The organism is Mesorhizobium sp. P2_E9 (assembly GCF_056403815.1).
The window spans coordinates 288,074-314,266 of sequence record NZ_JBFUET010000007.1 but is presented as its reverse complement, the minus strand read 5'-3'; the positions used below and the strand labels follow the sequence as shown (position 1 = coordinate 314,266).

27 protein-coding genes are annotated in these 26,193 nt (G+C 63.3%); 5 read left to right on the top strand and 22 right to left on the bottom strand.

Annotated features, from left to right (window positions below):
- Positions 1-7: 7 nt before the first annotated feature.
- The 11 genes from AC1D05_RS14975 to AC1D05_RS14925 form a co-directional block, all read right to left on the bottom strand.
- Positions 8-223: a hypothetical protein gene (locus AC1D05_RS14975; protein ID WP_477441603.1), complete on the bottom strand. Its 216-nt coding sequence runs from the start codon at positions 221-223 to the stop codon at positions 8-10.
- Positions 220-975: a COG4280 domain-containing protein gene (locus AC1D05_RS14970; protein WP_477441601.1), complete on the bottom strand. Its 756-nt coding sequence runs from the start codon at positions 973-975 to the stop codon at positions 220-222. Before AC1D05_RS14970 ends, AC1D05_RS14975 begins: the two co-directional genes overlap by 4 nt.
- 193 nt (positions 976-1,168) lie before the next feature.
- On the bottom strand, positions 1,169-1,798 hold the full coding sequence (gene phnN, locus AC1D05_RS14965) for a phosphonate metabolism protein/1,5-bisphosphokinase (PRPP-forming) PhnN (RefSeq protein ID WP_477441599.1): 630 nt from the start codon (positions 1,796-1,798) through the stop codon (positions 1,169-1,171).
- The gene (locus AC1D05_RS14960) at positions 1,795-2,934 is read right to left on the bottom strand and encodes an alpha-D-ribose 1-methylphosphonate 5-triphosphate diphosphatase (RefSeq protein ID WP_477441597.1); all 1,140 of its coding nucleotides are present in this window, start codon (positions 2,932-2,934) and stop codon (positions 1,795-1,797) included. Before AC1D05_RS14960 ends, phnN begins: the two co-directional genes overlap by 4 nt.
- A 38-nt stretch (positions 2,935-2,972) precedes the next feature.
- The gene (locus AC1D05_RS14955; RefSeq protein WP_477441595.1) at positions 2,973-3,680 is read right to left on the bottom strand and encodes a DUF1045 domain-containing protein; all 708 of its coding nucleotides are present in this window, start codon (positions 3,678-3,680) and stop codon (positions 2,973-2,975) included.
- 152 nt (positions 3,681-3,832) lie between these two features.
- Positions 3,833-4,645, bottom strand: coding sequence for a 5-deoxy-glucuronate isomerase (iolB, locus tag AC1D05_RS14950; protein WP_477441593.1), 813 nt, complete (start codon positions 4,643-4,645; stop codon positions 3,833-3,835).
- Positions 4,646-4,649: 4 nt separating this feature from the next.
- Positions 4,650-4,868 (bottom strand): hypothetical protein, encoded by a 219-nt coding sequence (locus AC1D05_RS14945; RefSeq protein ID WP_095083278.1) that lies wholly within the window; start codon positions 4,866-4,868, stop codon positions 4,650-4,652.
- A 43-nt stretch (positions 4,869-4,911) separates the two neighbouring features.
- Complete coding sequence (gene iolE, locus AC1D05_RS14940) at positions 4,912-5,829, bottom strand: myo-inosose-2 dehydratase (protein ID WP_477441592.1); 918 nt, start codon at positions 5,827-5,829, stop codon at positions 4,912-4,914.
- 108 nt (positions 5,830-5,937) lie between these two features.
- Positions 5,938-7,788, bottom strand: coding sequence for a 3D-(3,5/4)-trihydroxycyclohexane-1,2-dione acylhydrolase (decyclizing) (gene iolD / locus AC1D05_RS14935; RefSeq protein WP_477441590.1), 1,851 nt, complete (start codon positions 7,786-7,788; stop codon positions 5,938-5,940).
- Between the two features lie 32 nt (positions 7,789-7,820).
- The gene (locus AC1D05_RS14930) at positions 7,821-9,755 is read right to left on the bottom strand and encodes a bifunctional 5-dehydro-2-deoxygluconokinase/5-dehydro-2-deoxyphosphogluconate aldolase (protein WP_477441588.1); all 1,935 of its coding nucleotides are present in this window, start codon (positions 9,753-9,755) and stop codon (positions 7,821-7,823) included.
- Positions 9,756-9,964: 209 nt separating this feature from the next.
- Complete coding sequence (locus AC1D05_RS14925; protein ID WP_477441640.1) at positions 9,965-10,810, bottom strand: MurR/RpiR family transcriptional regulator; 846 nt, start codon at positions 10,808-10,810, stop codon at positions 9,965-9,967.
- A gap of 157 nt (positions 10,811-10,967) precedes the next feature.
- Between AC1D05_RS14925 and AC1D05_RS14920 the strand changes: the two genes are divergently transcribed.
- A complete protein-coding gene (locus AC1D05_RS14920) occupies positions 10,968-12,077 on the top strand; it encodes a Gfo/Idh/MocA family protein (RefSeq protein WP_477441586.1) in 1,110 nt (369 codons plus the stop codon).
- 6 nt (positions 12,078-12,083) lie between these two features.
- On the opposite strand, the gene AC1D05_RS14915 is transcribed toward AC1D05_RS14920, so the two are convergent.
- The gene (locus AC1D05_RS14915; RefSeq protein ID WP_477441585.1) at positions 12,084-12,779 is read right to left on the bottom strand and encodes a helix-turn-helix transcriptional regulator; all 696 of its coding nucleotides are present in this window, start codon (positions 12,777-12,779) and stop codon (positions 12,084-12,086) included.
- 129 nt (positions 12,780-12,908) lie between these two features.
- Here AC1D05_RS14915 and AC1D05_RS14910 point away from each other — a divergent pair, with 129 nt between their 5' ends.
- Entirely contained in the window at positions 12,909-13,544 is a 636-nt protein-coding gene (locus AC1D05_RS14910; RefSeq protein ID WP_477441583.1) for a LysE family translocator, read from the top strand.
- Positions 13,545-13,581: 37 nt separating this feature from the next.
- Here the strand turns inward: AC1D05_RS14910 and AC1D05_RS14905 are convergent, their stop codons facing one another.
- The 9 genes from AC1D05_RS14905 to AC1D05_RS14865 all read right to left on the bottom strand — a co-directional run bounded on the left by AC1D05_RS14905 (position 13,582) and on the right by AC1D05_RS14865 (position 22,240).
- Positions 13,582-14,673: a 3-deoxy-7-phosphoheptulonate synthase gene (locus tag AC1D05_RS14905; protein WP_477441581.1), complete on the bottom strand. Its 1,092-nt coding sequence runs from the start codon at positions 14,671-14,673 to the stop codon at positions 13,582-13,584.
- Positions 14,674-14,893: 220 nt separating this feature from the next.
- Complete coding sequence (locus AC1D05_RS14900; RefSeq protein ID WP_477441580.1) at positions 14,894-15,136, bottom strand: hypothetical protein; 243 nt, start codon at positions 15,134-15,136, stop codon at positions 14,894-14,896.
- Between the two features lie 12 nt (positions 15,137-15,148).
- Positions 15,149-15,943: an SDR family oxidoreductase gene (locus AC1D05_RS14895; RefSeq protein WP_477441578.1), complete on the bottom strand. Its 795-nt coding sequence runs from the start codon at positions 15,941-15,943 to the stop codon at positions 15,149-15,151.
- 34 nt (positions 15,944-15,977) lie between these two features.
- On the bottom strand, positions 15,978-16,973 hold the full coding sequence (gene iolG / locus AC1D05_RS14890; RefSeq protein ID WP_477441576.1) for an inositol 2-dehydrogenase: 996 nt from the start codon (positions 16,971-16,973) through the stop codon (positions 15,978-15,980).
- Positions 16,974-17,086: 113 nt separating this feature from the next.
- Positions 17,087-17,854: an ATP-binding cassette domain-containing protein gene (locus tag AC1D05_RS14885; RefSeq protein WP_258588016.1), complete on the bottom strand. Its 768-nt coding sequence runs from the start codon at positions 17,852-17,854 to the stop codon at positions 17,087-17,089.
- Between the two features lie 2 nt (positions 17,855-17,856).
- Positions 17,857-18,933, bottom strand: coding sequence for an ABC transporter permease (locus tag AC1D05_RS14880; protein ID WP_477441574.1), 1,077 nt, complete (start codon positions 18,931-18,933; stop codon positions 17,857-17,859).
- A 108-nt stretch (positions 18,934-19,041) separates the two neighbouring features.
- Positions 19,042-19,983 carry a sugar ABC transporter substrate-binding protein gene (locus AC1D05_RS14875; RefSeq protein WP_027032509.1) on the bottom strand — a complete coding sequence of 314 codons (942 nt, stop codon included), beginning with the start codon at positions 19,981-19,983 and terminating at the stop codon, positions 19,042-19,044.
- A 357-nt stretch (positions 19,984-20,340) separates the two neighbouring features.
- A complete protein-coding gene (locus tag AC1D05_RS14870) occupies positions 20,341-21,135 on the bottom strand; it encodes a hypothetical protein (protein ID WP_477441572.1) in 795 nt (264 codons plus the stop codon).
- Between the two features lie 73 nt (positions 21,136-21,208).
- On the bottom strand, positions 21,209-22,240 hold the full coding sequence (locus AC1D05_RS14865) for a LacI family DNA-binding transcriptional regulator (protein WP_477441571.1): 1,032 nt from the start codon (positions 22,238-22,240) through the stop codon (positions 21,209-21,211).
- 167 nt (positions 22,241-22,407) lie between these two features.
- Between AC1D05_RS14865 and AC1D05_RS14860 the strand changes: the two genes are divergently transcribed.
- The 3 genes from AC1D05_RS14860 to AC1D05_RS14850 are packed head-to-tail and all read left to right on the top strand — an operon-like array spanning position 22,408 to position 25,080.
- Positions 22,408-23,499 (top strand): fatty acid desaturase family protein, encoded by a 1,092-nt coding sequence (locus AC1D05_RS14860; RefSeq protein WP_477441569.1) that lies wholly within the window; start codon positions 22,408-22,410, stop codon positions 23,497-23,499.
- Between the two features lie 31 nt (positions 23,500-23,530).
- A complete protein-coding gene (locus AC1D05_RS14855; protein ID WP_477441567.1) occupies positions 23,531-23,845 on the top strand; it encodes a Rieske (2Fe-2S) protein in 315 nt (104 codons plus the stop codon).
- Positions 23,845-25,080 carry an NAD(P)/FAD-dependent oxidoreductase gene (locus tag AC1D05_RS14850; protein WP_477441565.1) on the top strand — a complete coding sequence of 412 codons (1,236 nt, stop codon included), beginning with the start codon at positions 23,845-23,847 and terminating at the stop codon, positions 25,078-25,080. Before AC1D05_RS14855 ends, AC1D05_RS14850 begins: the two co-directional genes overlap by 1 nt.
- Before the next feature lie 7 nt (positions 25,081-25,087).
- Here AC1D05_RS14850 and AC1D05_RS14845 read toward each other — a convergent pair whose 3' ends face one another.
- Entirely contained in the window at positions 25,088-26,047 is a 960-nt protein-coding gene (locus tag AC1D05_RS14845) for a DUF1402 family protein (RefSeq protein WP_477441564.1), read from the bottom strand.
- Positions 26,048-26,193 lie beyond the last annotated feature (146 nt).

Here is a 26,193-nt window from a genome sequence, read left to right as displayed (position 1 = left end):
CTGCCGCCTATCGGCTGATCGCGCGTGCGGCGCGGCGAACGCTTTGCAGCAGGATGGCGAGACAGCCGACCAGCAGCAACGCGCCGCCGAGCAGTGGTGGCAATGCGAGCAGCTTCACCGCCGCCGCGACGGCGGCCACCAGCACCAGCGCCAGCAGCGCCAGATTGCCGTCATCGACGAACATGCCGAAGAATTCCCTGGCAACAAGACGAATGGCGTTCATCGGGCGAGCCCTCCAGCGGCTGCGGGGTAGGTGTTGCGCAGCCAGCGCACCATGGCAAAGGACGCCAGCGCGACAATGGCGAAGATAGCAAGCAGAGCGAGATCGGCGCCCGGCCAGTCGGCACCGATGCCCTCGCCGGTCCAGAAGATGCCGAAACTGGTCAGCATCAGCCCAACCACGAATTTGAGCGCATTCTCCGGCACGCGCGCCAGTGGCCGGTGGACCGCCAGGCCGATGAGCATCACCAGGATGAACGCCGCCAGCGCGCCCAGGCCGGCGTAGAGCGTCTGCCCGTGGGCTGCGCCCACGGCAATGACGATGAACACCACCTCGACACCTTCGAGCAGCACCGCCTTGAACGACGCCAGTCCAGCGAGGTAGTCGGCGCGGCGGTCATTGGCCTGCTGGTGCAGGGTCGCCGTTTCCTTGGAGAAGGCCGCCTCCTCGTCATGCAGCGCGATGACGCCGACGCTGCGCAGGATGGCCTTTCGCAGCCAGCGCATGCCGAACAGGATCAGCAGCACCCCAACGACGAACTGCAGCGTGGTGATGGGTACCAGCGCCAGCAGCGGTCCGAACGCCAGCACCAGCGCCGCCAATACCGCCAGCGCCAGGGCGGCACCGGTCAGCGCCGGGCGCCAGCTGCGCGTCACGCCGACCGCAAGCACGATGGTGAAGGCTTCGACGACTTCGACGAAAGAGGCGAGAAATGCCGCCGTGACCGTCGAGAGGATGGGCGTCAGCGTCTGCATCAAGGCTTCCTGTCCTGTCGTTCGCCCCGGGCTTTCTGGGCGGCTTCCCCGCAAGCGTGGCCTGGAATCACATGTGTGGCCAGCACCACATAGCGCTCCGGAGGCGTCGGGAAAGCAAGTGGAGCGCCAACGGGGCGGCCGCTTTGGGCCAATCGAGCCGCACGTGCTGCGGCTTGAGGGATGGGGCCTTAAATCAGATCAGGCCCGACATGTCGGAGAAGGCCATCGCCTTGCGGAGGATCTCGGCGAAGCGCTCGCCGGCCACCTCGCGCGGACCGCTATTGTCGATCGAGGTCACGCCAGCGCCGGTCAGCGTCACATTGGCGCTGCGCGCCAGGCGTGCCAGCACTTCACCGCGCGACTCGCGGCCACGCATCGCCAGCCGCTCGGCCAGCACGTCGTGCGAGGCGGTGATCTCGACAATGGCCAGATTGGCATAGCGCTCGCGCAGCACCGGAATGATCGCGCGCGACACATTGGCGACGGCGACGTGGCCATTGGCGACCGACCAGTCGACATCGGCAGGCAGGCCGTAGCGCAGGCCATGCGCTTCCCACGAGATGGCGAAGGCGCCGTCGGCATCGGCTTCGACAAAGGCGGCATCGGCCAGCGTGTCGTGATCCTCGCTCGCCGCATCGCTCGGCCGGGTGATGACGCGGCGGACGAACTCCAGCCGGGTCTCATCGGTGAAGAGCGCGCGGGCGTAGCCGATCACCGTGTCCTTGCCGGCACCGCTTGGGCCGACGACGGCGACAAAGACGCCATGGCGGATCGGAAACGTTTCAGCGGACAATTCGCGCTCGATCAAGGCCGACACCATCATGCGACCCGGCGCCCCTGCCGCCAGACGGTGCGCACCACCGGCACATGGTCGTCGACGCGCACGCGTACCAGATCGGCCCTGCGGCCCGGCTCGATGATGCCGCGGTCGTTGAGGCCAACCGCTTCGGCCGGGTTTTTCGACACCATGGCGACCGCTTGCGGCAGCGAAATGCCTTCGACCATATCACCGAGAAAGAAGGCCGACTGGATCAGGCTGAAGGGAATGTAGTCCGAAGACAAGATGTCGAGCAGGCCGTCGCTGGCCAGCGTGCGGGCCGAGACATTGCCCGAATGCGAGGCGCCGCGCATGACGTTAGGCGCACCCATCAGCACGCCCAAGCCCGCGGCCTTCGAAGCGCGCGCGGCTTCCTCGGTGGTCGGAAACTCGGCGACGCGCACGCCTTGCTCGATCGCCTCGTCGACATGGCCTGAGGTGGCGTCGTCATGGCTCGCCAGCACGATGCCGCGCGCATGGCAGGCGGCGGCGATCACCGTCCGGTTCGGCGCCGAATTGCGCGCCGATTCCGCCATCCGCTTCTCGCAGAACAGCTTGAAGTCGCGGTCGGTCAGCTTCAGCTTGCGCTGGTAGTAGTAGGCATAGGTTTCGAGATTGACGAACTGGCGCTGGCCCGGCGCATGGTCCATCAGCGATGCCAACTTGACCCGGTCATCCCCGTCGAAATTGGCGAAGGCCTGCAGGCAGTCCGGCGCCGAAACCTCGCAGCGCAGATGAATGAAATGGTCGGCCCGCAACCGGTCCTGCGCGACGCTGTCTTCGATCGCGTCGGCCAGCTTGCGGATGTCGGCGGAGGTCAGGTCGGCATCCTCGTCCATGCCGACGCGCAAGGCGTCGAGCACGGTGGTGATACCGGCGGTCGCCACCTGCGCGTCATGGGCAAGCACTGCGGCGATCGGGTTCCAGCGCACTTTCGGCCGCGGCGCATAATGGCCCTCGAGATGGTCGGTGTGCAGTTCGACCAGCCCCGGAATGACATAGTCGCCGCCCATATCCTCGCCGGTCCGGCCGGAACCTGCATCGATGCCGGCGATAAAGCCGTCACGCAGCACCAGCGACCCCTCGACGATCTCGTCGGCAAGCACGATGCGGGCGTTGGAAAGAACGGTCTCGGCGGTCATTTCGGGCAGTCCTTGATTCTTTTGGGGGCAGAGCTTGTTCAGGCGATTCTTCTGGCCGGGCGGCGTCCCAGCACGTGCTGGGAAAGCACCATGAACGGCGCACCGGGTTCGGGTTCGACAAACAGTGTCAGCGCGTCGACCAGCACCGGCTGCCGCAGAACCTCCGCGAACAGGCTGTCGATTGCTGCGCGCAAACGGGGGCTTTCCTGTGGCCCTGCCCGGCCGGACAGCGTCATGTGGAAACGAAACGTCTCGAAGACATAGGGGTAGCCCCATTGGCAGAGATTGCGGAACTCGGTCGGCCTGAGCGAATCCGGGCTGCGCCGTTCGATCTCGGCCTCGGTCAGCGGCGCGCGAAAACGGTCGAAGTCGCGCACCACATCGTCAGTGAAGCGGTTGAGCGACGGCAACGGCCCCTCCGGGACCAGCGCGAAGAAGCTGTCGATCTGGCTGACGACGAGACGCGGGATCGTCACCACCGGCGTTGCTTCGGCAAAATGGTCGAGCCCCGCGCGCAGCGAGGTCTCGGTCTCATTGGCTGCCAGGCGGAAGGGGGCTTTCAAAGTCGCGTGGAAGCCATAGCGGCGTGCCGAGGCGGTGTGGAAGGCCACTTCCGCCGCCGCCAGATCGGCCACGGCCTCGACCGGCCTTGTCGCGGCGCCGAACGGATCGCGGCCGAGCCAGTTGGCGGCGATCCGCGCCAGCTTCTCGTCCTGCCTCGGGGTAAAATAGATGGCGTAGCGCATCGAAAGTCCTCGTCAGTCTCGCTGCCATAGGTGATTTCCATGACGGATTGACGAAGCTTTGAAGGGTTTTCGAAGGCAAATCGACCTGAGAAGTCCTTAGCCGACGATTTTTTCTAGCTGGACCAATGGCTTCAGCCGAAAACCCAGATCGGTCAGGCCTTCATCAACCATTCGTGCTCGGGTGCATTGTGGAATTTCCACGTCCGCTTCGGCCCGGCCATGACATTGAGATAATAGAGGTCGTAGCCATGGCAGGCAGCGCAGGGGTGATAACCCCTAGGCACCAGCACGACATCGCCATCCTCGATCGCCATCGCTTCGTCGAGCGCGCGATGACCATCCTTGTCGGCGTCGGTATAGACGCGCTGGAAGGCAAAGCCCTGCGGCGGGTTGAGGCGATGATAGTAGGTTTCCTCGAGATAGGATTCCGCGGGCAGATTGTCCTGGTCGTGCTTGTGCGGCGGATAGCTCGACGTGTGGCCGCCGGGCGTGATCACCTCGACCACCAGCAGGGAATCCGCCGGCTTGCCTTCCGGCAGGATGTTGGTGACGTAGCGCGTGTTGGTGCCCTTGCCGCGCACCTCCTGGCCGAGATCGTCGGGTCCGATGACCCGGACCGGCAGGCCGCCGCCGAGGCCCGGTGCCGAGCAGACCGCGAGTTCGAGCTCGGTATCGGCCGTCACCGACCAGTCCGATCCCTCGGGCACATAGACCGACCACGGCTTGCCTTCGAAGGGCGACATACGCTCGCCGAGCAGGCCGAGGTCCTTGCCGCCGGCCTTCGCGGTGCCCTTGCCGGTGACGAACACCAGGCAGATTTCGCGATCGTCGGTTTTGCCTGAGGCGCTCTCGCCGGGCTTCAGCCGATGCAGGTCGAAACCGACATAGGTCCAGCCGGCGCTTTTCGGCGTCACATGGGCAACGCGGCCATGGCCCTTGTCGGCCTTCACCAGCAGCTTCGACATCGGGTTACTCCTTCGGTTCGGCCTCGGCCGTTGTCTTGCTCTCATCGGCTGGCTTGTAGAGATAGAAAAACTGCCAGACGGCATAACCGGCAAAACCGAGCGCGATGACGCCCCAGAACGGCGTGCCGGTGGCGAACTCGATGATCGACCAGATGACGCAGACCGCGACGACGGCGACGCGCCGCCATAAGGGCCGGAAGAAGGGGTGCTCGGAATCTTTCATCGGGCCAATCTACAGCAACCAGGCTCGCCGTGAACCCATCGCATCAGGCATTCGGGAAGCCTTGCGTCTCGACCGTGTAGCCGGCGGTGGTCATCACACGCATCAATTCCTTGTGGCCGACCTGCGCCATCTTGAGCGGAGGGTTCTTCTTCGGGTCCTGCTCGGCCTCGACCACGAACCAGCCTTCATAGCCATGGTCGGCGAAGCGCTGCACGATGGCGCCGAAATCCAGCGAGCCATCGCCCGGCACGGTGAAGGCGCCGAGCGCCACGGCGTCGAGGAACGACTGTCTGGTGCGGTCGAGCCCGTCAATCACGCCCATGCGCACATCCTTCACATGGACATGGCTGATGCGCTTGTGGTGGTTGTCGATGGCGCGCAGCACATCGCCGCCGGCGAAGGCCAGATGACCGGCATCGAGGAGCAGCGGAATGCCTTCGCCGGAATGGCGCATGAAGGCATCGAGCTCCGGCTCGGTCTCGACCACTGCCGCCATGTGATGGTGGTAGGACAAAGGCATGCCTTGTTCGGCGCACCATTCGCCGAACTCGGTCAGGCGCCTTGCATAGGCCTTCATCTCGTCACTAGTGAGTTTCGGCTTGGTGGCGAGCGGCTTCGAGCGATCACCCTGGATCGAGCGGCCGACCTCGCCATAGACGATGCAAGGCGCGTTAACCGCCTTGAACAGGTCGATCATCGGCTGGATGCGATCCTTGTTCTTGCCCATCTCCTCATCGACCAGCGTGCCGGAAAACCAGCCGCCGCACAGCGTCACGTCGGCTTTCTTCAGGATCGGCAGCATGACGGCGGGATCGTTGGGAAAGCGCCGTCCCATTTCCATGCCGGTGAAGCCGGCCGACCGCGACTGGCGCAGACACTCCTCCAGCGACACGTCATCGCTCAGTTCCGCAAGATCGTCGTTCCACCACGCAATGGGGGACATGCCCAGTTTGGCTTTCAAGTCGTCACTCCGGTTTAGAACAGTTCATTTTTTGGGCCGTCGGTGCTGCCCCTCATCCGCCTGCCGGCACCTTCTCCCCGTATAGGGACGGGGAGAAGGGAGCTAGCATCAATCGCCGATGGTCTGCATCTGCCGCTTCTCGTCATAGGCCTTGCGGGCCGCGTTCACCTGCGGCCTTGCCGACACTTCCGGCACCGCCACATCCCACCAATGGCCACCGGCATCGGTGGAGACCAGCGGATCGGTGTCGATGACCAGAACGGTGGTGCGGTCGTTCTTTTTGGCCTTCTGCAGTGCGTTTTCGAGCCCGGCAATTGACGGCACCTTCTCGGCGATTGCGCCCATGCTCGCCGCATGCGCGGCAAAGTCGATATCGGGCAGGATCTCGTGGCGCGAGTCCTTCAGGAGATTGTTGAAGTTGGCGCCGCCGGTCGCCATCTGCAGCCGGTTGATGCAGCCATAGCCACGGTTGTCGAGCAGCACGATGGTCAGCTTCAAACCAAGCATCACTGAGGTGGCGATCTCGGAATTCAGCATCAGATAGGAGCCGTCGCCGATCATGACGACGACCTCTTCGCCGGGTTTCGCCATCTTGGTGCCGAGCCCGCCGGCAATCTCGTAGCCCATGGTCGAGAAGCCGTATTCCGCGTGATAGGAGCCCGGCGCGCCGGCTTGCCAAAGCTTGTGCAATTCGCCGGGCAGACCACCGGCGGCATGCAGCAGCGTCACGCCGGAACCCATGGCGCGCTGAACGGCGCCGATCACCTGCGCGTCGGACGGGAAAGCGGCATTGGTCGAGGCCGTCACCTTGGCCGCATCGGCCTGCCAGGCCTTCTTGCCCGTGGCCGCATTGTCGGTCCAGGCTGACGGCGCCTTCCAGCCCTTTAGCGCCGCGCCGAGTTCAGCAATCCCTTCGGCCGCGTCGGCAACCAGCGGCAGTGCCCGGTGCTTGCCGGCATCGAAAGGCTGCACGTTGAGCCCAATGATGGTCTTGCCGGAATTCTTGAACAGCGCCCACGAGCCGGTGGTGAAATCCTGCAGGCGCGTGCCGATGGCGAGCACCACATCGGCGTCTTCCGCCAGCCGGTTGGCGGCCGAGGTGCCGGTGACGCCGACCGCCGCCATGTTAAGTGGATGATCGTCCGGCAGCGAGGATTTGCCGCCTTGCGTCTCGCAGACCGGAATGCCGGCGCCTTCGACGAATTTCGCCAGTTCGTCCGAGGCCTGTGAATAGAGAACGCCGCCACCGGCGATCACTAGCGGCTTCTTCGCACCCTTGAGCGCTGCCACTGCCGCCGCAAGCTCGTGGCGGTCCGGGCGTGGCCGGCGCTGGTGCCAGACGCGCTCGGCGAAGAAGCTCTCGGGATAGTCATAGGCCTCGGCCTGCACGTCTTGGCAGAGCGACAGCGTCACCGGACCGCAATCGGCTGGATCGGTCAGCACCTGCATGGCACGGCTCAGCGCCGGGATGATCTGTTCCGGCCGCGTGATGCGGTCGAAATAGCGCGATACCGGACGGAAGCAGTCATTGACCGTCGCCGTGCCGTCGGAAAAATCCTCGGCCTGCTGCAGCACCGGGTCGGGGATGCGGTTGGCGAAGACATCGCCGGGCAGAAACAGCACAGGCAACCGGTTGACATGCGCAAGTGCCGCCGCCGTCACCATGTTGAGCGCGCCGGGGCCGATCGACGAGGTTGCCGCCATGAAGCGGCGGCGGAAATTGGCCTTGGCATAGGCGATCGCCGCATGCGCCATCGCCTGTTCGTTGTGGGCGCGGAGGGTCGGCAATTCGTCGCGCACCTGGTAGAGCGCCTCGCCGATACCGGCGACATTGCCATGGCCGAAGATCGCCCAGACACCGCCGAAAACAGGCACTGTCTTGCCGTCGATCTCGGTCATCTGGCGGGACAGAAAGCGCGTCAGCGCCTGCGCCATCGTCAGGCGGATTGTCTTGCTCATGGTGGTTTCCTCCGCAGTCTTATGCCGCGCCTTTATGCTGCTTTACGGCCTCGCGCGGCAAGCCACGCTTCGGTCAACTGTTCGAAGCGCGAGGCCATGTCGGCGACAGCCTCGTCATCCGACATCCTGCCGGCCAGCCACTCTTCAGCTGCGTGGACGAAAATAGTGCGGCCGACGGCAAAACCCTTGACGATCGGCGCCTTGGCGGTGGCGGCAAAGGCGGCTTCCAACTCGTCCTGTGGCGCTTCCAGGCCAAGCAGCACGATGCCACGGCACCAGGGATCGTGCCTCAGGATCACCGCTTCAATCTTGGCCCAGGCACCACTCGACGCCTGCGGCTCGAGTTTCCACCAATCGGGCTTGATGCCCAGCGCATAAAGCTCTTCCAGCGCGCGCGGAATGGTCGTGTCGTCGAGCTTGCCGTGCTTGCCGGCGATGATCTCGATGAGCAGTTCGCGGCCGACTTTGCGTGCCGCCTCGAACAGCGCACGCAGCTTCTGCTGCTGTTCTTCCTTCAGCGCCGCCGGATCGTCCGGGTGGTAGAAGCACAGGCATTTGATGCAATGGTCGACGGGCCATTCGGTGAGCTGCGAGCCGATATCCTGCGAGAATTCGAAGCGCAGCGGCCGCGAGCCCGGCAGTTCGACCGGCCGTCCAAGCCAGGCGAAGGGATGCCTGGCGAATTCGAACATCGCCTCGCGGCCATGTTTCTCGTCGATCAGCATGCCGTAGCCGTCGCGGCCGGCGGCAACCTTCGCCGCCGCCTTGACCGCCAGCACCTTGAAATCGCGGATACGCGCCGGATCGGCGCCGGTCTTGGCCGCGACGTCCTCGAGCTGCACACGATGGTCGCAGGCGAGCGCCATCATAGAGGGAATGTCGCGCCGGCGGGTCGTCGCCCAATGGATATGATTGATCGCCTCGTCCTTGCGCAAGGCGAGATGCTTGCTGCCGTTCTTGAGGAAGAACTGCAGCTCCTCGAAGGTCGGATATTCCGGCGCGCACAGCAGCCGCGACACGGCAAAGGCGCCGCAGGCGTTGGCCCAGGTCGCCGCCGTCGCATGGTCTTCGCCACCCAGCCAGCCGCGCAGGAAGCCGGACATGAAGGCGTCACCGGCACCCAGCACATTGTAGATCTCGATCGGGAAACCCTTGCCGACGACGCCGTCTTCCAGATCGTCGCTGATCGGTCCGTCATAGACGATGCAGCCCATGGCGCCGCGCTTCAACACGATCGTGGCAGCGGACAGCGCGCGGATCGTCTTCAGCGCGCTCAGGCAGTCGTCGGCGCCCGACGCGATCATGATCTCTTCCTCGGTGCCGACGATGAGGTCGCAATCGGGCAGCACCGTCTTCAACTGGGACGAGACCCGGTCCGACTTGACATAGCGCTCGAAGCCCTCGGCATGGCCGGCGAGGCCCCACAGGTTCGGGCGATAGTCGATGTCAAAGACTACCTTGCCGCCCTTGGCCTTCATGATGCGGATCGCCTTGCGCTGGGCGGCGTCGCTGTTGGGTCGGGAAAAATGCGTGCCGGTGACGACGATCGAGCGCGCCGAGGCGATGAAGGCCTCGTCGATGTCTTCCGGCGCCAGAGCCATGTCGGCGCAGTCGCTGCGATAGAAGATCATCGGCGAAACGCCTTCGCTCTCGACCGAGAGCAGCACCAGCGCGGTCAGCCGTTCGTTGTCGGTCTTCAGCCCGTCGGTGTTGACGCCTTCACGCTTGAGCTGTTCGCGGATGAAGCGGCCCATCTGCTCGTCGCCGACGCGGGTCAGCAACGCCGAGCGCAGGCCGAGCCTCGCCGTGCCGACCGAAATGTTGGCCGGGCAGCCGCCGACCGACTTGGCGAAAGACGTGATGTCCTCCAGCCGCGAGCCGATCTGCTGGCCATAAAGGTCGACGGAGGCGCGACCGATGGTGATGACGTCGAGCAGCGCCTGTTTCGCGTCCACGGCTTCGCTCATTGGAACCTCCCGTCAGTCTTGTTGTCAGGAACAACATTGTTTGGGTAACACGCGCGAGCGGCAGCGTGGTGCCGGCAATATGAAATAATAATTCCAATCCATAGTCAATATGGAATGAGCATTCCCGGACTGAATTTGCCTGACCATGATCCCGAAAAGTGGTTGCCGGTTTTCGGAAAAGATCATGGTCAAGAGGAAAGCGTGGCCGATCAGGCCTTGCGCTTGCGGGTAGCGTCGCGTCGCTTCTCGCCGACGCCGACCGTCAACGCCATGGCCAGGGCCATCGTTGCCGACAGCGAACGGAAGCCGGCGAAATCAGCCTCGGCGACCTCGAACCAGACCCTGGCGAACTGGGCAAGCGGCGAGAACGAGCTGTCGGTGATGGCGACGATCGGCACGCCTTGTTCCGAAATTGTGCGTGCTTCCTCGATGGTGGCCGGCGCATAGGGCGAGAAGGAGATGGCGATGACGGCGTCCGCCGGCGTGGCAAAGGCGATCATCTCGGCGTTCAGGCCGGCGGCCGATTCGATCAGCTGGTTGCGGATCTTCAGCTTGCCCAGCGCATAGGCGATGTAGGACGCCACCGGGTAGGAGCGCCGCTTGGCCAGGACATAAATGGTCTGCGCCTTTGCCAACAGCGAAATCGCGTCTTCCAGATGCGCATCGTCCAGCGTGCGGGAGATGTCGTTGAGCGAGGTGCTGGCGGCAGCGACGAAGCCGTCGAAGATGGCCCGGTGGCCGGCGCCGCCCTCGGCCTTGACGCGCAGCGCCTGCAGCCTTTCGTCATAGGACGAGTTGCGCTCGCGCAGCCGCTCGCGAAACACCTGTTGCAGACTGGTGAAGCCGTCGAAGCCAAGCTGCTGGGCAAAGCGGATCAGGGTCGACGGCTGCACGCCGGCCGAGGCGGCGATGCTGGCGGCGGTGCCGAAGGCGATGTCGTCGGGATTGTCGAGCGCGTAGGCGGCGATCTGGGCGATACGCTTGGGCAGGCTTTCGCGCCGATCGAGGATGGTGGCGCGCAGCGTCTCGAAGTCGCGAGGTACCCGTTCGTCCATCGTCGGCCCGTCCAAGCTCATCGGTGAAAGCGTCCTCTCTGCCCCATCATAGCGAGCCTGCGCAAGAACGCCATTAAAAATGAGGCAGACATTCCATTCCCAGATAAAATGGATTAATTCATCCACGCAGCACTTCCGGCGATGGAGAAAAGGCAAGATGGTCGGCATAGGTCTTATCGGCACGGGCTTCATGGGCAAATGCCATGCCATCGCGTGGAGCGCCGTCGGCGCCGTCTTTCCCGATGTTGCCAAGCCAAAGCTCGTCCATCTCGGCGAGGTCAACGAGGAGTTGGCCCAGCGCAAGGCCGGCGAGTTCGGCTTCGCCAAGGCGTCCGGCGATTGGCGCGCCGTCGTCAACGATCCCGAGGTCGATATCGTCTCACTGACCACGCCAAACCAGTTCCATCCGGAAATGGCCATCGCCATCCTCGAAGCCGGCAAGCATCTGTGGTGCGAAAAGCCGATGGCGCCGAGCTTTGCCGAAGCCGAGGCGATGGCGGCCGCGGCCAAGACATCAGGCAAGATCGCGGCGCTGGGCTACAACTACATCCAGAGCCCGGCCATCCGTCACATCGGCGCGCTGCTCGACGAGAAGATCATCGGTGAGGTCAACCATCTGCGCATCGAGATGGACGAGGATTTCATGGCTGATCCCGAAGCGCTGTTCTTCTGGAAGCACGAGGCCGCTTCCGGCTACGGTGCGCTCGACGATTTCGCCGTGCACCCGCTGTCGCTGGTCTCGGCGCTGTTCGGCCGCGTCGCCAGCGTCATCTGCGACATGGCCAAGCCCTATGTCGATCGCAAGGTGGCGACAGGCGGACGCCGCGCGGTCGAGACCTATGATATCGCCAGCGTCTTGATGCATCTGGAAAACGGCATTGCCGGCACGCTGCTGGTCAACCGCTCGGCCTGGGGCCGCAAGGGCCGCATCGCCATCCAGATCTTTGGCTCCAAGGGGTCGATCCTGTTCGACCAGGAGCGGATGAATGAAATCCAGCTCTACGTTACGTCAGATCGCCCGACCGAACAGGGTTACCGCACCATATTGGTGGCGCCGCACCACAAGCCCTACGACGCCTTCCTGCCGGCACCGGGGCACGGCCTCGGTTTCAACGATCTCAAGATCATCGAGTGTCACGAATTGCTGACGCGGCTTGCCGGCAGACCGGCGCGGCTGATCGAGTTCGCCGAAGGGCTGGAGATCGAGCGCACCGTGCACGCAATGGCGCGCTCCTTCGAGGACAAGCGCTGGGTGGACGTGCGGTAATACCCCTCAACCAGCGGCGGCATTGATCTCCCATCCGTTCACCCAGACCTGCCGCAGGCGATCGCCTTCGCCCTTGAAGCGTAGCCCGGTCGGCTGGCAATCCTCGATGCGGTCGCTGCGGAAATTGCGGATCGCCTGACGCAGCTCGCACCAGGCGACGATGTTGGCGGTCTCGGCATAGTAGATCAGCGCGATCGGGCGGATGAGGCGCTCGGAGGCGCGGCCCATTTCGTCGCGATAGGAGAGGTCGAGCTTCTCCTCATCGCGGATGGCGCGGCGCACCAGCGCCAGGTCGATCGTGCCCGCCGACGGCGCGGCGAACCCCCAGGCATGCAGCGCGTTGGCTTCGAATGTCTGCCGCAAAGGCGGCGGCACGGCGCCGGCGATCTTGGCGCTGACCCGCTTGGCCGCCTGCTTCAGCTCGTCGTCGCCGGTGCGCTCCAGCAGCGCCAGCGACAGCACGATCGCCTCCATCTCCTCGATCGAAAACATCAGCGGCGGCAGGTCGAAGCCTGGGCGCAGGATGTAGCCGATGCCGCGCCCGCCCTCGATCGGCACGCGCATCGCCTGCAGGGCAGCAATATCGCGATAGATCGAACGTATCGTCACTTCCAGCCGCTCGGCGATCGTGGCCGCCGTCACCGGCTGTCGCGCCAGCCGCAGGATCTGGATGATCTCGAACAGGCGTGACGCCTTGCGCATTTTTCTCACCCGGTGCCGATCACAACTGACACATCCTCGTCAGTTGGGCTGACCTATAGGATCGCCTATCGAATTGAAAATCAACAGGTTCCGCAGCGGCTTGGCGGAACGAGGCGACAGGCAACTGACATGGGTTACGCGGAAAATCTCTGGCTTTTCTTTATCCTGCTGTTCGGCATCATCGCCGTTCCGGGCATGGACATGCTGTTCGTGCTGGCCAATGCGCTGACCGGCGGGCGCGACAGGGGCCTTGCCGCGACCGGCGGTATCATGGTCGGTGGCATGGTGCACACGCTGAACGGCGCCATCGGCGTCGGCCTGCTCATGCATTTCGTGCCGATCCTGTTCACGCCGCTGCTGCTCGCCGGCGCCGCCTACATGGCCTTCATCGGCATCACGCTGATGCGCAGTTCCATCACCGTCGGTCAGGACGGGCCAGCCGGCAGCCGCTCCGCCTGGAAGGCGTTTCGCCAGGGTTTTGTGACCTGCCTGATCAACCCGAAGGCCTATTTGTTTGTCCTTGCCGTCTATCCGCAGTTTCTGAAGCCGGACTACGGCCCGATCTGGGCACAGGCGACAATCATGGGTCTGATGACGGTCATCACGCAGGCTGCGATCTATGGTGGGCTCGCGATCACTGCCGGCCGCAGCCGCAAGCTTTTGATCGCCAATCCGCGGGCAACCATTCTCGCCGGCCGGGCGGCCGGGTTGCTGCTCTTTGCGGTCTCCGTATTCACAGCATGGGAAGGGCTGAGGGCGGCGTAATTCCCGTTAACGTCACCCTTCCCACATCGCCATCATATCAGGCGGCTCCCTGCCGGCTTTCCAGCATGGCGCGGCGTGCCGACCGGCGCCACTCGACGGCGCCGGCAAGGCCGTGCAGCACGGTCTCGGTGGTCGCCCAGTCGATGCAGCCATCGGTGATGCTCTGGCCGTAGACGAGCGGCTTGCCGGGCACCACGTCCTGGCGGCCGGCAACGAGATTGCTCTCGATCATCAGGCCGATGATGCGCTCGTCGCCCGCCGCGACCTGGCCCGCGACGTCGGCCGCCACCTTCGGCTGGTTCTCCGGCTTCTTGGCCGAGTTGGCGTGGCTGACGTCGATCATCAGACGAGGCGCGACGCCGATGCGGGCGAGTTCCACAGAGGCGGCTTCGACGCTTGCTGCGTCGTAGTTGGGCTGAACGCCGCCGCGCAGGATGACATGGCAGTCTTCATTGCCGGTCGTCGTCGCGATGCCGCTGCGCCCGCCCTTGGTCACCGCCATGAAATGATGCGGCTGGGCGGCGGATTTCACCGCTTCGGCAGCGATCCTGAGATTGCCGTCGGTACCGTTCTTGAAGCCGACCGGGCAGGACAGCCCCGAGGCCAGCTCGCGGTGGATCTGGCTCTCAGTCGTGCGTGCGCCAATGGCGCCCCAGGCGACAAGGTCGGCAATGTATTGCGGGGTGGTCATGTCGAGGAATTCGGTCGCCGCCGGCAGGCCGAGATTGTTGACGGCCGACAGCACGTTGCGCGCCATGCGCAGCCCCTTGTCGATGTTGAAGCTGCCGTCGAGGTCTGGATCGTTGATCAGGCCTTTCCAGCCGACCGTCGTGCGAGGCTTCTCAAAATACACGCGCATCACGATCTCGAGCCGGTCGGACAGGGTCTCGCGCAGCGCCGCCAGACGGCTGGCATAGTCAACGGCCGCGACCGGATCGTGGATCGAACAGGGGCCGACGACGACAAGCAACCGGTCATCGGTCCCGTTCAAAATGGCGTGGATGGCGTTGCGTGACGCGCTGACGGTGCGCGTTGCCGTCAGCGTGCGCGGGATCTCCCGCATCACCTGGTCCGGCGTGCTCAGTTCTCGGATTTCCTTGACCCGAAGGTCGTCTGTGGTGGTCAACACGGCTTTCTGCTCCTGGTTTAGGAGACCTGCCGGCTGAAACAAAAAAGCCGCCAGGTCTGGCGGCTGTTCGGATCTTGTTGCTGCAATCTTCAGATCGAGCGCAATCCTCCCGCCGCCAGCGAGCTCCTAAAGTACCAATACGTGGCGGACAGGTTGATCATGGGGCTCATATAGTCGATGCCGGGGCGTTTGTCACGTGCCTGATGAGCTACGCATTGTCTCAGATTGCAATGTGCTCCTGGCCCTGCGGAAACCAGATGCCGCGCCGGAGCCAGTTGGCTCCACCCAAATTGGGCACGACGTGATTCTGGTCGAGATCGTTCATGTCCTTGATGATCTCGATGCGAATTACTTTCTCGGCGGATCCGAAGGCAAGTTCGAAGAGTTGCAGGGCGTCGGCTTCCGACCGCGCGGTGACGCCGACACCAAGATGACCGTTTATCGTGATCCAGTATGGATGCATCGAACCGAAATCCTACTCGCCAATCACCCCAGCGATGTTCTGGTCGTAGTCGACCAGCGACCCGGTCATGACACCGGCCTGCGGGCTGATCATGTAGCTGATCAGCCGGGCGAGCTGTGCTGGTTTCACCAACTGGCCCATCGGTTGCGCGGCCTCGGCCTTTTCCAGCCAGTCATCCGGAGCATCGTGCCATTTCTTCTGCACGATCGCCTCGCCCTCGGTGTCCATCCAGCCGGGCAGCACGGCATTGCAGCGGATTCTGTTCTTTCGATAGGAGCTGGCGACATTCTTGGTCAGCGTCATCAGCGCGCCCTTGCTGGTCGAATAGGGCGTCAGGAAGGACTGGCCGGCATGCGCCGACATCGACAGCACGTTGACGATCGAGCCCGGCGCCTTGCGCTCCAGGAGATGTGCCACCAGCCCTTGCATCAGGAAGAACGGTCCACGCACGTTGGTGTCGAAGATCTGGTCGAAAAGTTCTTCCGACGTTTCGACCAGCGAGCCGCGCGCCGACGTGGCGGCGGCATTGACCAGAGCGTTCAGCGTGCCGAAATGCGAGAGCGCGGTGGCGACCGCTCGCTTGCAGTCGGCCACCTTTGAAACGTCGGCGCTGATGAAGATGGCGTCGACGCCTGTCTTCTTGAGGGTGGCGACGGCCTTGTCGCCCTTCTCCTGCGAACGGCCGATGAGCGCCAGCGCCCGGCAGCCCTCGTCGGCCAACGCCTCGGCGACGGCAAAGCCGATGCCTTGTGCGCCGCCGGTGATGATGGCACGCGTCTGTGAATTGCGATCGGCTGATGCGCTCATCGCTCTCTCCTGTATCTGGCTCGGATTCCGGTTCTTACTTGTCGAGACGGACGGTCTTGCCCGTCGTCGCCGACTTCAGCGCCGCATCCGCCAACTTCAATGCCACGAGGCCATCGGCGCCGCTTGGGGCCGCCTTCTTTCCGGACGTCGCCGCAGTGATGAAGGCAGCGATCTCATTGGCGTAGGCGTCGAGATAGCGGGTCATGAAGAAGTCGTGCAGCGGCGGGCGGGTGTAGCCTTTGTCGTTCGCCACTTCGATCGACACCGGCCGCTGGTTCTCGGCCGCGACCATGCCCTTCGAGCCATGCACCTCGATGCGCTGGTCATAACCATAGGTGGCACGGCGCGAGTTGGAGATGACGGCCTGCTTGCCGGACGCGGTTTCGAGGATGACGCTGACCGAGTCGAAATCGCCGGCAGCACCGATCTTCTTGTCGACCAGCACCGAGGCATGCGCGCTGACCGCCACCGGCTCCTCGCCGAGCAGGAAGCGCGCCATGTCGAAGTCATGGATGGTCATGTCGCGGAAAATGCCGCCCGAGCGGGCGATATAGTCCAGCGGCGGCGGGCCGGGATCGCGCGAAGTGATGGTGACCATTTCGACGGTGCCGATGGCGCCGTCGTCGATCGCCTTGCGCACGGCGGCGAAATGCGGATCGAAACGCCTGTTGAAACCGACCATCAGCGTGGCCTTGGCCTTTTCGACCACGGCCAGGCATTTTTCCACACGCTTCACGCTCAGGTCGATCGGCTTCTCGCAGAAGATCGCCTTGCCGGCCTTGGCGAAACGCTCGATCAAATCGGCATGGGTGTCGGTCGGCGTGCAGATGACCACGGCGTCGATATCCGCGGATTTCTCGATGGCGTCGATCGTACGCACCTCGGCGCCATAGGCCGATGCCAGTTCCTTTGCCGCCTTCTCGAAAGCATCGGCGACGGCAACCAGTTTGGCCTGCGGATTGGAACCGACGGCGCGGGCATGGACCTTGCCGATGCGGCCGGCACCGAGGAGGGCGAAACGGAGAGTCATGGAATGTCCTTTGAGGGTGGTTCGAAGCTGTCGGCGCCGGTCATGGGCGCGGGTGATTTTCCGGTCAAGACAAGATCGACAAGAAGGCGACGACCATCGCCTCCACGCCCGGCCTAGGCCGCGAGTTCCGCCTCTCCGGTCTTGGCGCCGGTGATGTAGGAGACGATATCCTGGCCGTCGGTGTTTTCCTTGCGCAGATTGGCGACGATGCGGCCGCGCCGGAACACGACGATGCGATCGCAAAGGTCGAACACCTGGCGCATATTGTGGCTGATCAGGATCAGCGGCTCGCCATTGTCCTTCAGCGTGCGGATGATGTTTTCGACCTGCGCCGTTTCCTGCACGCCAAGGGCTGCCGTCGGCTCGTCCATGATGATCAGCTTGGAGGCGAAGGTTGCCGTCCTGGCGATCGCCACGCACTGGCGCTGGCCGCCCGACATGTGGCGGATGGTGTTCGACAGGTTGGGTATCTTCACCGCCGTGCGGATCAGCGCCGCTTCGGTCGCCTTGCGCATGTATTTGCGGTCGAGGATCGAGAAGGGTCCCAGGTTGAACAGCACCTTTTCGCGGCCGAGGAACAGGTTCGACGGCACGTCGAGGTCGTCGGCCAGCGCCAGGTTCTGGAACACCGTCTCGATGCCCGCCGTGCGGGCCTCGATCGGCCCGGTAAAATTCACTTCCTTGCCGTCGAACCAGACCTTGCCGCTGGTGCGTTGCTCGACCGCTGTGATCTGGCGCACGAAGGTTGATTTGCCGGCGCCGTTGTCGCCCATGATGGCGACATGCTCGCCCTTGCGCAGCTCGAAATTGGCGCCTTCCAGCGCATGCACGCCACCGTAGCGCTTGGTCAGGTTTTCGGTCTTCAGGACGATGTCTGACATGGTCAAGCCCTCATTGCCCGCAGGCGTTGGCGCCACTGGTCGAGAACGACCGCACCGACGATGATCACGCCCTTGACCATCTCCTGGTAGTAGGCGTCGAGGCGCAGGAAGGTGAAGCCGGAGATGATGACGCCGAAAATCAGCGAGCCGATCACCGTGCCGACGATCGAACCCCGACCGCCCGACAGCGAAACACCGCCGATGACCGCCATGGCGATGGCGTCGAGTTCATACATCACGCCCATGCCGGACTGCGCGGTCAGGTTCTTGGAGCTTAGCACCACGGCGGCGAGCGCGGCGAGTATGCCGGCAATGACGTAGACGAGGATCTTGTGGTTGGCGATCTTGATGCCGGACATGCGCGCGGCATCCTCATTGGAGCCGATCGCGTAACAATGCTTGCCATACCTGGTGTAGGTCATGATCAGCTGGAACAGGATGGCCAACGACAGGAAGATGATGACGGGCATCAGGCCCTTGCCGATTGCCGCGAAACCGTCGGTGGGAAACGAGATCGGCTGGCCCTTGGACCACCATTTGGCAATGCCGCGCGCGGTCACCATCATGCCGAGCGTGGCGATGAACGGCGGAATGCGCGTATAGGCAATCAATGAGCCATTGACGAGGCCGGCGAGCAGGCCGCAGCCGATCGCCACCAGCACAGGCACGATGACAGGCAGGTCGGTCCAGCCTTGCGCCAGGAACATCGCCTTCGGGTTGGGGTTGCCGTTGACGGTCGCCACCTGGGCGAAGCTCATGGCGATCATCGCGGTCGCGCCGACGATGGAGCCGGACGACAGGTCGATGCCGCCGCAAATGATCACTTGCGTGACGCCGATGGCGATGATGCCGACGATCGACACCTGCAGGATGATGATCTGCAGCCGTGCTTCGTTGAAGATGCCGGAGACGTCGCTGCGGGTGTTGAACAGAAAGGAGTCGCCGAGAAAGAGGCGGCCGATCACTTCGAAGATGACGACGAGGATGACGAGCGCCAGGAAAACGTTGAACTCAGCCGGCCATGTCCGCTTCTTCGCGTCATAGCTGACCCCGCCGACGCCATGGGATGTCTGTGACAATCTTCTATCCTCCGTCAGCCGCGGTTGTCCCTCAGCGCCCGGAGGCGCTGAGGGAAGGAAGAACGGCGCTGTCTTTTGAGCGAGAGCGCCGCTCCGTATATCCGTGGCTCAGTTCTTCTTCAGGAACTTGTCGATGTTCGCCGGTGTGACCAGCTGGAAGGGAATGTAGACCTTGTGGTCGACCTTCTCGCCCTTGGCCAGCTTCAGCGCTGCATCCAGAGCGCCAGCGCCCTGGCCGGCCGCGTCCTGGAACACGGTCGCGTCGAGGTCGCCTGCTTGCATTGCCACCAGCGCGTCCTGCGTGGCATCGACACCGCCGACGACGACAGTCTTCATGTCGATGTTGGCGGCCTTCATCGCCTGGATGGCGCCGATGGCGCTTTCGTCATTGTTGGCGATGACGCCATCGAACTTCTTGCCCGTCGACAGCCAGTTGGTCATCAGGTTCTGCGCCTCGTCGCGGTTCCAGTTCGAGGTCTGCTTGTCGATGATCTTGATAAAGCTGCAATCCGGCGTGGCGATGACGTCGTCGATGTCCTTGGTGCGCTGCACGGCGGCCTGGTTGGAAAGCTCGCCCATGATGACATAGACATTGGCTTCCTTCTTGCCGGCTTCCTTGAACAGGCGGCAGACTTCCTTGGTCTCGAGCGTGCCGGAATCGGCCTCGTTCGAGGCGACAAAGGCCTGGTTGTCCGGCAGCGTGTCGACATTGACCGGCTGGCGATTGACGTAGACCAGCGGAATCTTGGCGGCAGCGGCAGCGTCCGACATCGCCTGCGTGGCCGACGTGTCGACCGGATTGACGATGATCGCGTCGACGCCCGAAGCGGCGAAGTTCTTGATCTGGTCGAGTTGCTTGGCAACGTCGTTCTGCGCGTCTTCGACCTGCAGCTCAACGCCGCTTATGCCCTTGGCCTGCGCGATCATGCCGTTGCGCAGCACGGTGAGGAAGTTGTCGTCGAACTTGGCCATCGACACGCCGATCTTGGCGGCCATGGCCGATGAACTCATCAGCGCCGCGAAGGCGACGCCCAAAAGCAGTTTCTTCATTGTATCTCTCCTCCACTTTTGGTGTCCGGTTGCACCGATCTATCCGGAATCCCCGATCTCCCCGGGGAATCTCTCCCTGATATCGTTTCGTCCCGCGCGGCATTCCTTGCCTCGGCTGGAACGCCAAACCCTCTGATTGAAACAGACGTTCCCGGAACGAAAGAACCAAAATATACAGCTGGTGAAATATTTATTCCATTTCGCCACAAGGCGTCAAGGGCGATTCCAAAACCGGGTGCTCGATTTTGGTCGATGCCGGGGAAGCGGCGTCGAAGCGGGTGAGCGAGTGTGCTGTGCCGGGGCCGGCCCAAGCCGAGGCAAGTCTGGGAATATCAGCGACGGGACAGTGCGCGTGGCCTAGAAGTGCCAGATATCCCGCTGCATCAACAGGTCCAGCGCCGCCCGCCAAACCCTGTATTTTGCCGCTTGCTCTATCTGCTGATCGGCACTGAGGTGGTTGACGCGTTCGAAAAAGGCTTCGATCCGTTGCCTCGCAAACAGCTTCCGACCCCTGGTGTTGTAGTTGCGAAGGGGCAGCCAATGTCCGCTTATGGAGCGCCCGCCTTGTGATAGCGCCACACCGATGCAGAACTGTTCGGACGTGTGCGCTCTGACCACGCCAATCATTTGCTCGATGGCCTGGTAAGCGTCAGTCAGCGCTGGAAGATTGGAATTGTGGACACCGACGACACCGCTATTCCACATCGGCTCGCGTCCAGACAGCCGCTGGTCGCCAAGCAAAAATCCTCTGTCCGCGATTACCTGATAGGCGGCGGCCTTTGGTGTCCCTTCGCATTTTCTCATGATGGAATGCGAGGGGGAGATTTTGCCGAAACATCTCGAAATATCCCCGACAGGGTAAATGTCGGTATCCATGAAAAACAGGCGATCGCAACGCTGCAGCATCTCGATAATGCCGGCAGCCTTGATGCCAAACATGTACCGATCGCCAAAAGACATCTCGGTCATTTGTTTGGCGGTAAGCTCGATCGCCTCGATTGGATAGCCGTCGAAAACGCCTGGCCGGTCGGTCAGGACTGAAATTCTGGCTCCGGGCGCGTAATGCAACAGTCGAAGCGCGCCGAAGAGCGCTCCGCGAGCATAAAGCTCGTCCTTGCCGAACGCGATGTACCCAAACCTGTCCTCACCCATCAGCGGTCTATATTGGCGGCCGGATTCTGCGTCAACTCAGCTGGGCGAAGCCTGACGGCGTAAAAAAGCATCGTCAGATATTCTCAGGCAGGTAGATGTCGAACGGCAGGAAGGTCTGGCCAGGCGCGTTCGCGGCACCTGTCTCGATGGCATGCGCCATCAGGTCGACCAGTTCGCGGCAAAGGGCCGCCAGCGGCGTGGAGATCACCATCGTCAGGATGCCGTCCGCCAGCGCCGAACGCGAGACCGCCGTGATCTCGTTGCAGATAACCGCCGGCATTTCGGCCGGCCTGGCTTGCCGCAGCGCCGCGACCGCGCCTTCCATGCCGCCGCCGGCGACGTAGCAGCCAACCAGATCCGGATGGCGGTCGAGAAGCTCGAGCAGCGTGTCCTGCGTAATCTGGTTGGCCTCGAGATTGACCAGCGTCTCAAGCAAGGTGAATTCCGGCGCCTGCTCGCGGAAGAAGGAGCGGAAGCCGATCTCGCGCAACTCGTGCCCGTGGAAACGGTGGCTGCCGACGAACAGGGCCACCTTGCCCGGCCGCTTCGCTGCTTTCGAGATCATCCAGGCCGCGGTGCGGCCAACCTTGCGGTTGTCGAGGCCGACATAGCCCTCGCGAATGCCGGCAGCGAAATCGGACAGCAGGGAAAACACCGGCAATCCTTTTGCCTTCATCTCCTCGACCGCGACCGTCAGTGTCGGGTGATCCGGCCCGACCAGTGCCACGGCCCGGCACTTGGTCGCCAGTTTGCGCGCTCGCTCGACGATCTCGTCGGGCGCCAGCGAGTCGGCAAAGTCGATATTGGCAACGCCGCGAAAACGCGGCGATCGCGACATGGCCAGTTCAAGCTCGCGCGCGAACTCGCTGTAGAAGACATAATTGCCCCTCAGCAGCAGGAAGCCGAGCCGATACTCGGGCAATTCATGGCGCATCCGCTGCTTGATCAGGCCTGCGGCGTGGTAGCCGATCTCGGTCGCTGCCTCATAGACGCGGCGCGCGGTGTCCTCGCGCACCGGCAGGCGGCTGTTGAGCACGCGGTCCACCGTGGCAACACTGACGCCGGAGATGCGCGCCAAATCGGTGATGGTCGGCCGTTTCGCCATGCTCGCCTCAATGCAGTGTTCGAACCTTCCTACATCATTATGATAGGAAATGATAGAAACTATCTTTGTGATGTTGAGTCTATCATTCGCTCGCGCTATTTTTGGCCTCGAAGCCAAGGGTGTCGTGCATTCGCTATGGCGAGCGCCGTTTGCCGTGGGAGGCAATCATGACCGCAACACCGTCCCGGCGGGACTACAGCCTGATCGGCCGCGACGCCAAGCTTGCCGTGGAAAACGGCCTGTCGGCGGCCGAGTGGTATCACACCGACATTCCCCGCAAGCAGATGAAGGAGCTGATGCAGCGCTCCGACGGGCCGGCGATGCGCGACACGGCGATCTGGATTGCCGCGCTGGTCGTCAGCGGCGGCGGCGGCGCCTTGTTGTGGGGCAGCTGGTGGTGCGTGCCGTTCTTCTTCGTCTATGGCGTCCTCTACGGCTCATCCACCGATTCACGCTGGCACGAATGCGGCCACGGCACGGCGTTCCGGACGCAGTGGATGAATGATGCGGTCTATCAGATTGCCTGCTTCATGATCATGCGCAATCCGGTGACCTGGCGCTGGAGCCACACGCGCCATCACACCGACACCATCATCGTCGGCCGCGACCCGGAAATCTCGGTCATGCGGCCGCCGGACCTGGCCCGCGCCGCCCTCGGCTTCGTCGGCGTGCTCGATGCCTGGCATGCGATGTCGGACATGCTGCGCAACGCCGCCGGCAATATCAGCGCGGCCGAAAAGACCTTCATTCCCGAGCAGGAGCAGGGCAAGGCGATCCGCATTGCCCGCATCTGGACCGCAATCTATGCCGCAACCATCGCGCTGGCGCTGTACTTCGGCTCGTTCCTGCCCTTGATGCTGGTCGGCCTGCCCAGGCTCTATGGCGCCTGGCATCACGTCATGGTCGGCCTGCTGCAGCATGGTGGTCTGGCCGACAATGTCCTCGACCATCGGCTGAACAGCCGCACCGTCTACATGAACCCGATCAGCCGCTTCATCTACTGGAACATGAACTATCATGTCGAGCATCACATGTTCCCGATGGTGCCCTATCACGCGCTGCCGAAGCTGCATGCGCTGATCAAGCATGATTTGCCGGCACCGACGCCGTCGATCCTGGCCGGCTACCGCGAGATGATCCCGGTCTTCCTGCGTCAGCTGCGCAACGAGGATTATTTCCTCAAGCGCGAACTGCCGCCGACCGCCAGGCCGTACCGCGAGGAATTCCATAACGATGCCGTCGCCGCCGCGGCCGAGTGATCGTGAAAACGAGATTTGCCGGGAGGACTGAATGAGCGACTGGGTCGAGGCCTGTGCTGCTGATGACATCGATGAAGAGGACGTGATGCGCTTCGATCATGGCGGGCGCACCTTCGCCATCTATCGCAGCCCCGACGACGAATTTTTCGCCACCGACGGCCTTTGCACGCATGAAAAGGTGCATCTCGCTGACGGTCTGGTGATGGACGACATCATCGAATGCCCCAAGCACAATGGCCGCTTCAACTACAAGACGGGCGATGCCCGCGGCGCGCCGGTCTGCGTCAACCTGAAAACCTATCCGGTCAAGGTCGACGCCGGCAAAGTCCTCGTTCAGATCGGGTGATGGATATGGCGCGGGGCATGGTCATCATCGGCGCCGGCGAATGCGGCGGGCGGGCGGCACTCACGCTGCGCGATCTCGGCTATGACGGGCCGGTGACGCTGGTCGGCGACGAGCCGCATCTGCCCTACGAGCGCCCGCCTCTATCCAAGGACGCGATGATCAGCGCTGCGCCTGAAATCAAGGCGATCGCCAGTGACGACATGCTGGCCGAGAAATCGATCCGGCATATCCATTCCGTTCAGGCCGTGGCGATCGATCGCGCGGCGCATACGGTGCGCCTGTCGGACGGTTCTGTCCTGCCTTACGACAAGCTCCTGCTGGCCACCGGCTCGACCCCGCGCAAGCTGCCGATGCCTGGCCTCGGCGCGCTCTGCGTCTATCTCCGCACCTTCGCCGATGCGCTGGCCATTCGCGCCCATCTCAGCCCCGGCAACCGCATTGCCATCATCGGTGGCGGCTTCATAGGCCTCGAACTCGCCGCCGCCGCCCGCAAGCTCGGTGCTGCCGTCACCGTCATCGAGGCGCAGCCTCGGATCCTGATGCGCGGCGTCCCGGCCGAGATCGCCGAAATCATCCATGAGGCGCATGTCGCCGAGGGTGTAGATATCCTGTGCGGCGATGGCATTGCGTCCATCGCCGACGACGGCTGGCAAGTGCGCGTGACGCTTGCCGGCGGGCGAGAAATCACAGCCGATCTCGCCATCATCGGTATCGGCGCGGTGCCGGTGACCGGGCTTGCGGCCGAAGCCGGCCTGACCATCGAAAACGGCATCGCAGTCGATGCCGAACTGCGGAGCAGCGATCCCGACATCTTTGCCGCCGGCGATTGCTGTTCGTTCCCGCTCGCCGTCTATGGCGGCCGCCGCGTGCGGCTCGAAGCCTGGCGCAACGCACAGGAACAGGGCGCATTGGCAGCCAGGAACATGCTGGGCGCCGGTGAGGCGCATGCAGCAGTGCCTTGGTTCTGGTCGGATCAGTATGGGTTGAGCCTACAGATCGCAGGGCTTTCCGATGAGGGCCGCAGCACCGTGCGCCGCGATCTCGGCGATGGCGCTTTCATCCTTTTTCATCTGGGTGAGGACGGCAGGCTGGTGGCGGCCAGCGGCATCGGCCCGGGCAATGCGGTCGCGCGCGACATCAGGTTGGCCGAAATGCTCATCGGCAAGCGGGCGAAGCCGGCGCCGGAAGCGCTGGGATCGCAGGCCGTCAAGCTGAAATCGTTGCTGGCGGCCTGAAGATCCCTTAGAACAGCGCCTTCAGCTCCGTCAGCTTGTCGTTGACCAGCCAGCCGTAATAATTCTCCTCCGGCAGTTTTTCCGGCTCGCCGGCGGCGCGGCGCTTGTCGTTCTCTGCCTTCAGCGCATAGGCCCGCTGCTCCGGGTTGCCGACATTGTAGAGCGTGGCGGTCAGCCCGGGATTGCCGGAAATGTCAAAGCCAGCGATGCTCTTGTAGGCATCGATCGATTTCCGGATCGTCGCTGCGACATAGGGTAAGGTCAGGTCCGGATCCATGATGGTCTTGTAGACCGAATTGGGATCGCCGACATCGAGCTTCGGCAGGCCGGACACCTTGTGCACGAGATCGCTCATCTGCAGGGCGGTGAGCGGGTTCAACTGGCCAAGTCCAAAAGTCTGGCCGGCATAGTAAGGCTGGAAGAAGGTGGCGCCGAAACGGTCGTCGGGAAAGCTTGTGCCGCCGACGGACTTGCCGCGGAACGCATGGTTCCACACCTGTTCGCGGCATTCCCACAGATCGTAACTGTCAGACATTGCGGCGCATTTCTTGAATTCCGGCCGCTGCACGAAATCGGTGATGTCCTCGCCGTCATAGGCGAAGGACAGCTTGCTGGAGAGATAGGAGATCGCCTTGACGTAATAGGTCTGCAGCCGGTCATAGGCGTCGACATTGTAGGTGTGCTCGCCGACGATGGCGCCGACAATGTGCATGGGATCGATGCCGTAAGCGGAAGCGGCCTTTTTGATCTTGGCACGCAGATCAGGGTCGTTCTGCAGCAAGGCATAGACCTTGCGGTACTTCGCCTGGAAGGTGGTGTTGGTCGCCTGCGTGCGCCGGCTCGAGGCGCCGGGAATGTCGGGTTGCTCGGCATTGCGGTTTCCCGGCGGCACCAATGTCGCCGCATCGGCAGCGAACAGCGTCGCCGCCAGCATCAAGCCGAGAATGACCAGGATCAGTTTTTTCATGCACCGCCGCCTGCAGATTTTGCGGGCAAACTAGGTAAAGCTCAGGGTTGAGTCGAGAGCGCCCCTTGGCCCGGCAAGACGAAAGGTGGCCAGATGGTACCATCTGGCCACACATGATTGTTTTGCCGGAACGCGCTGCCTGAACC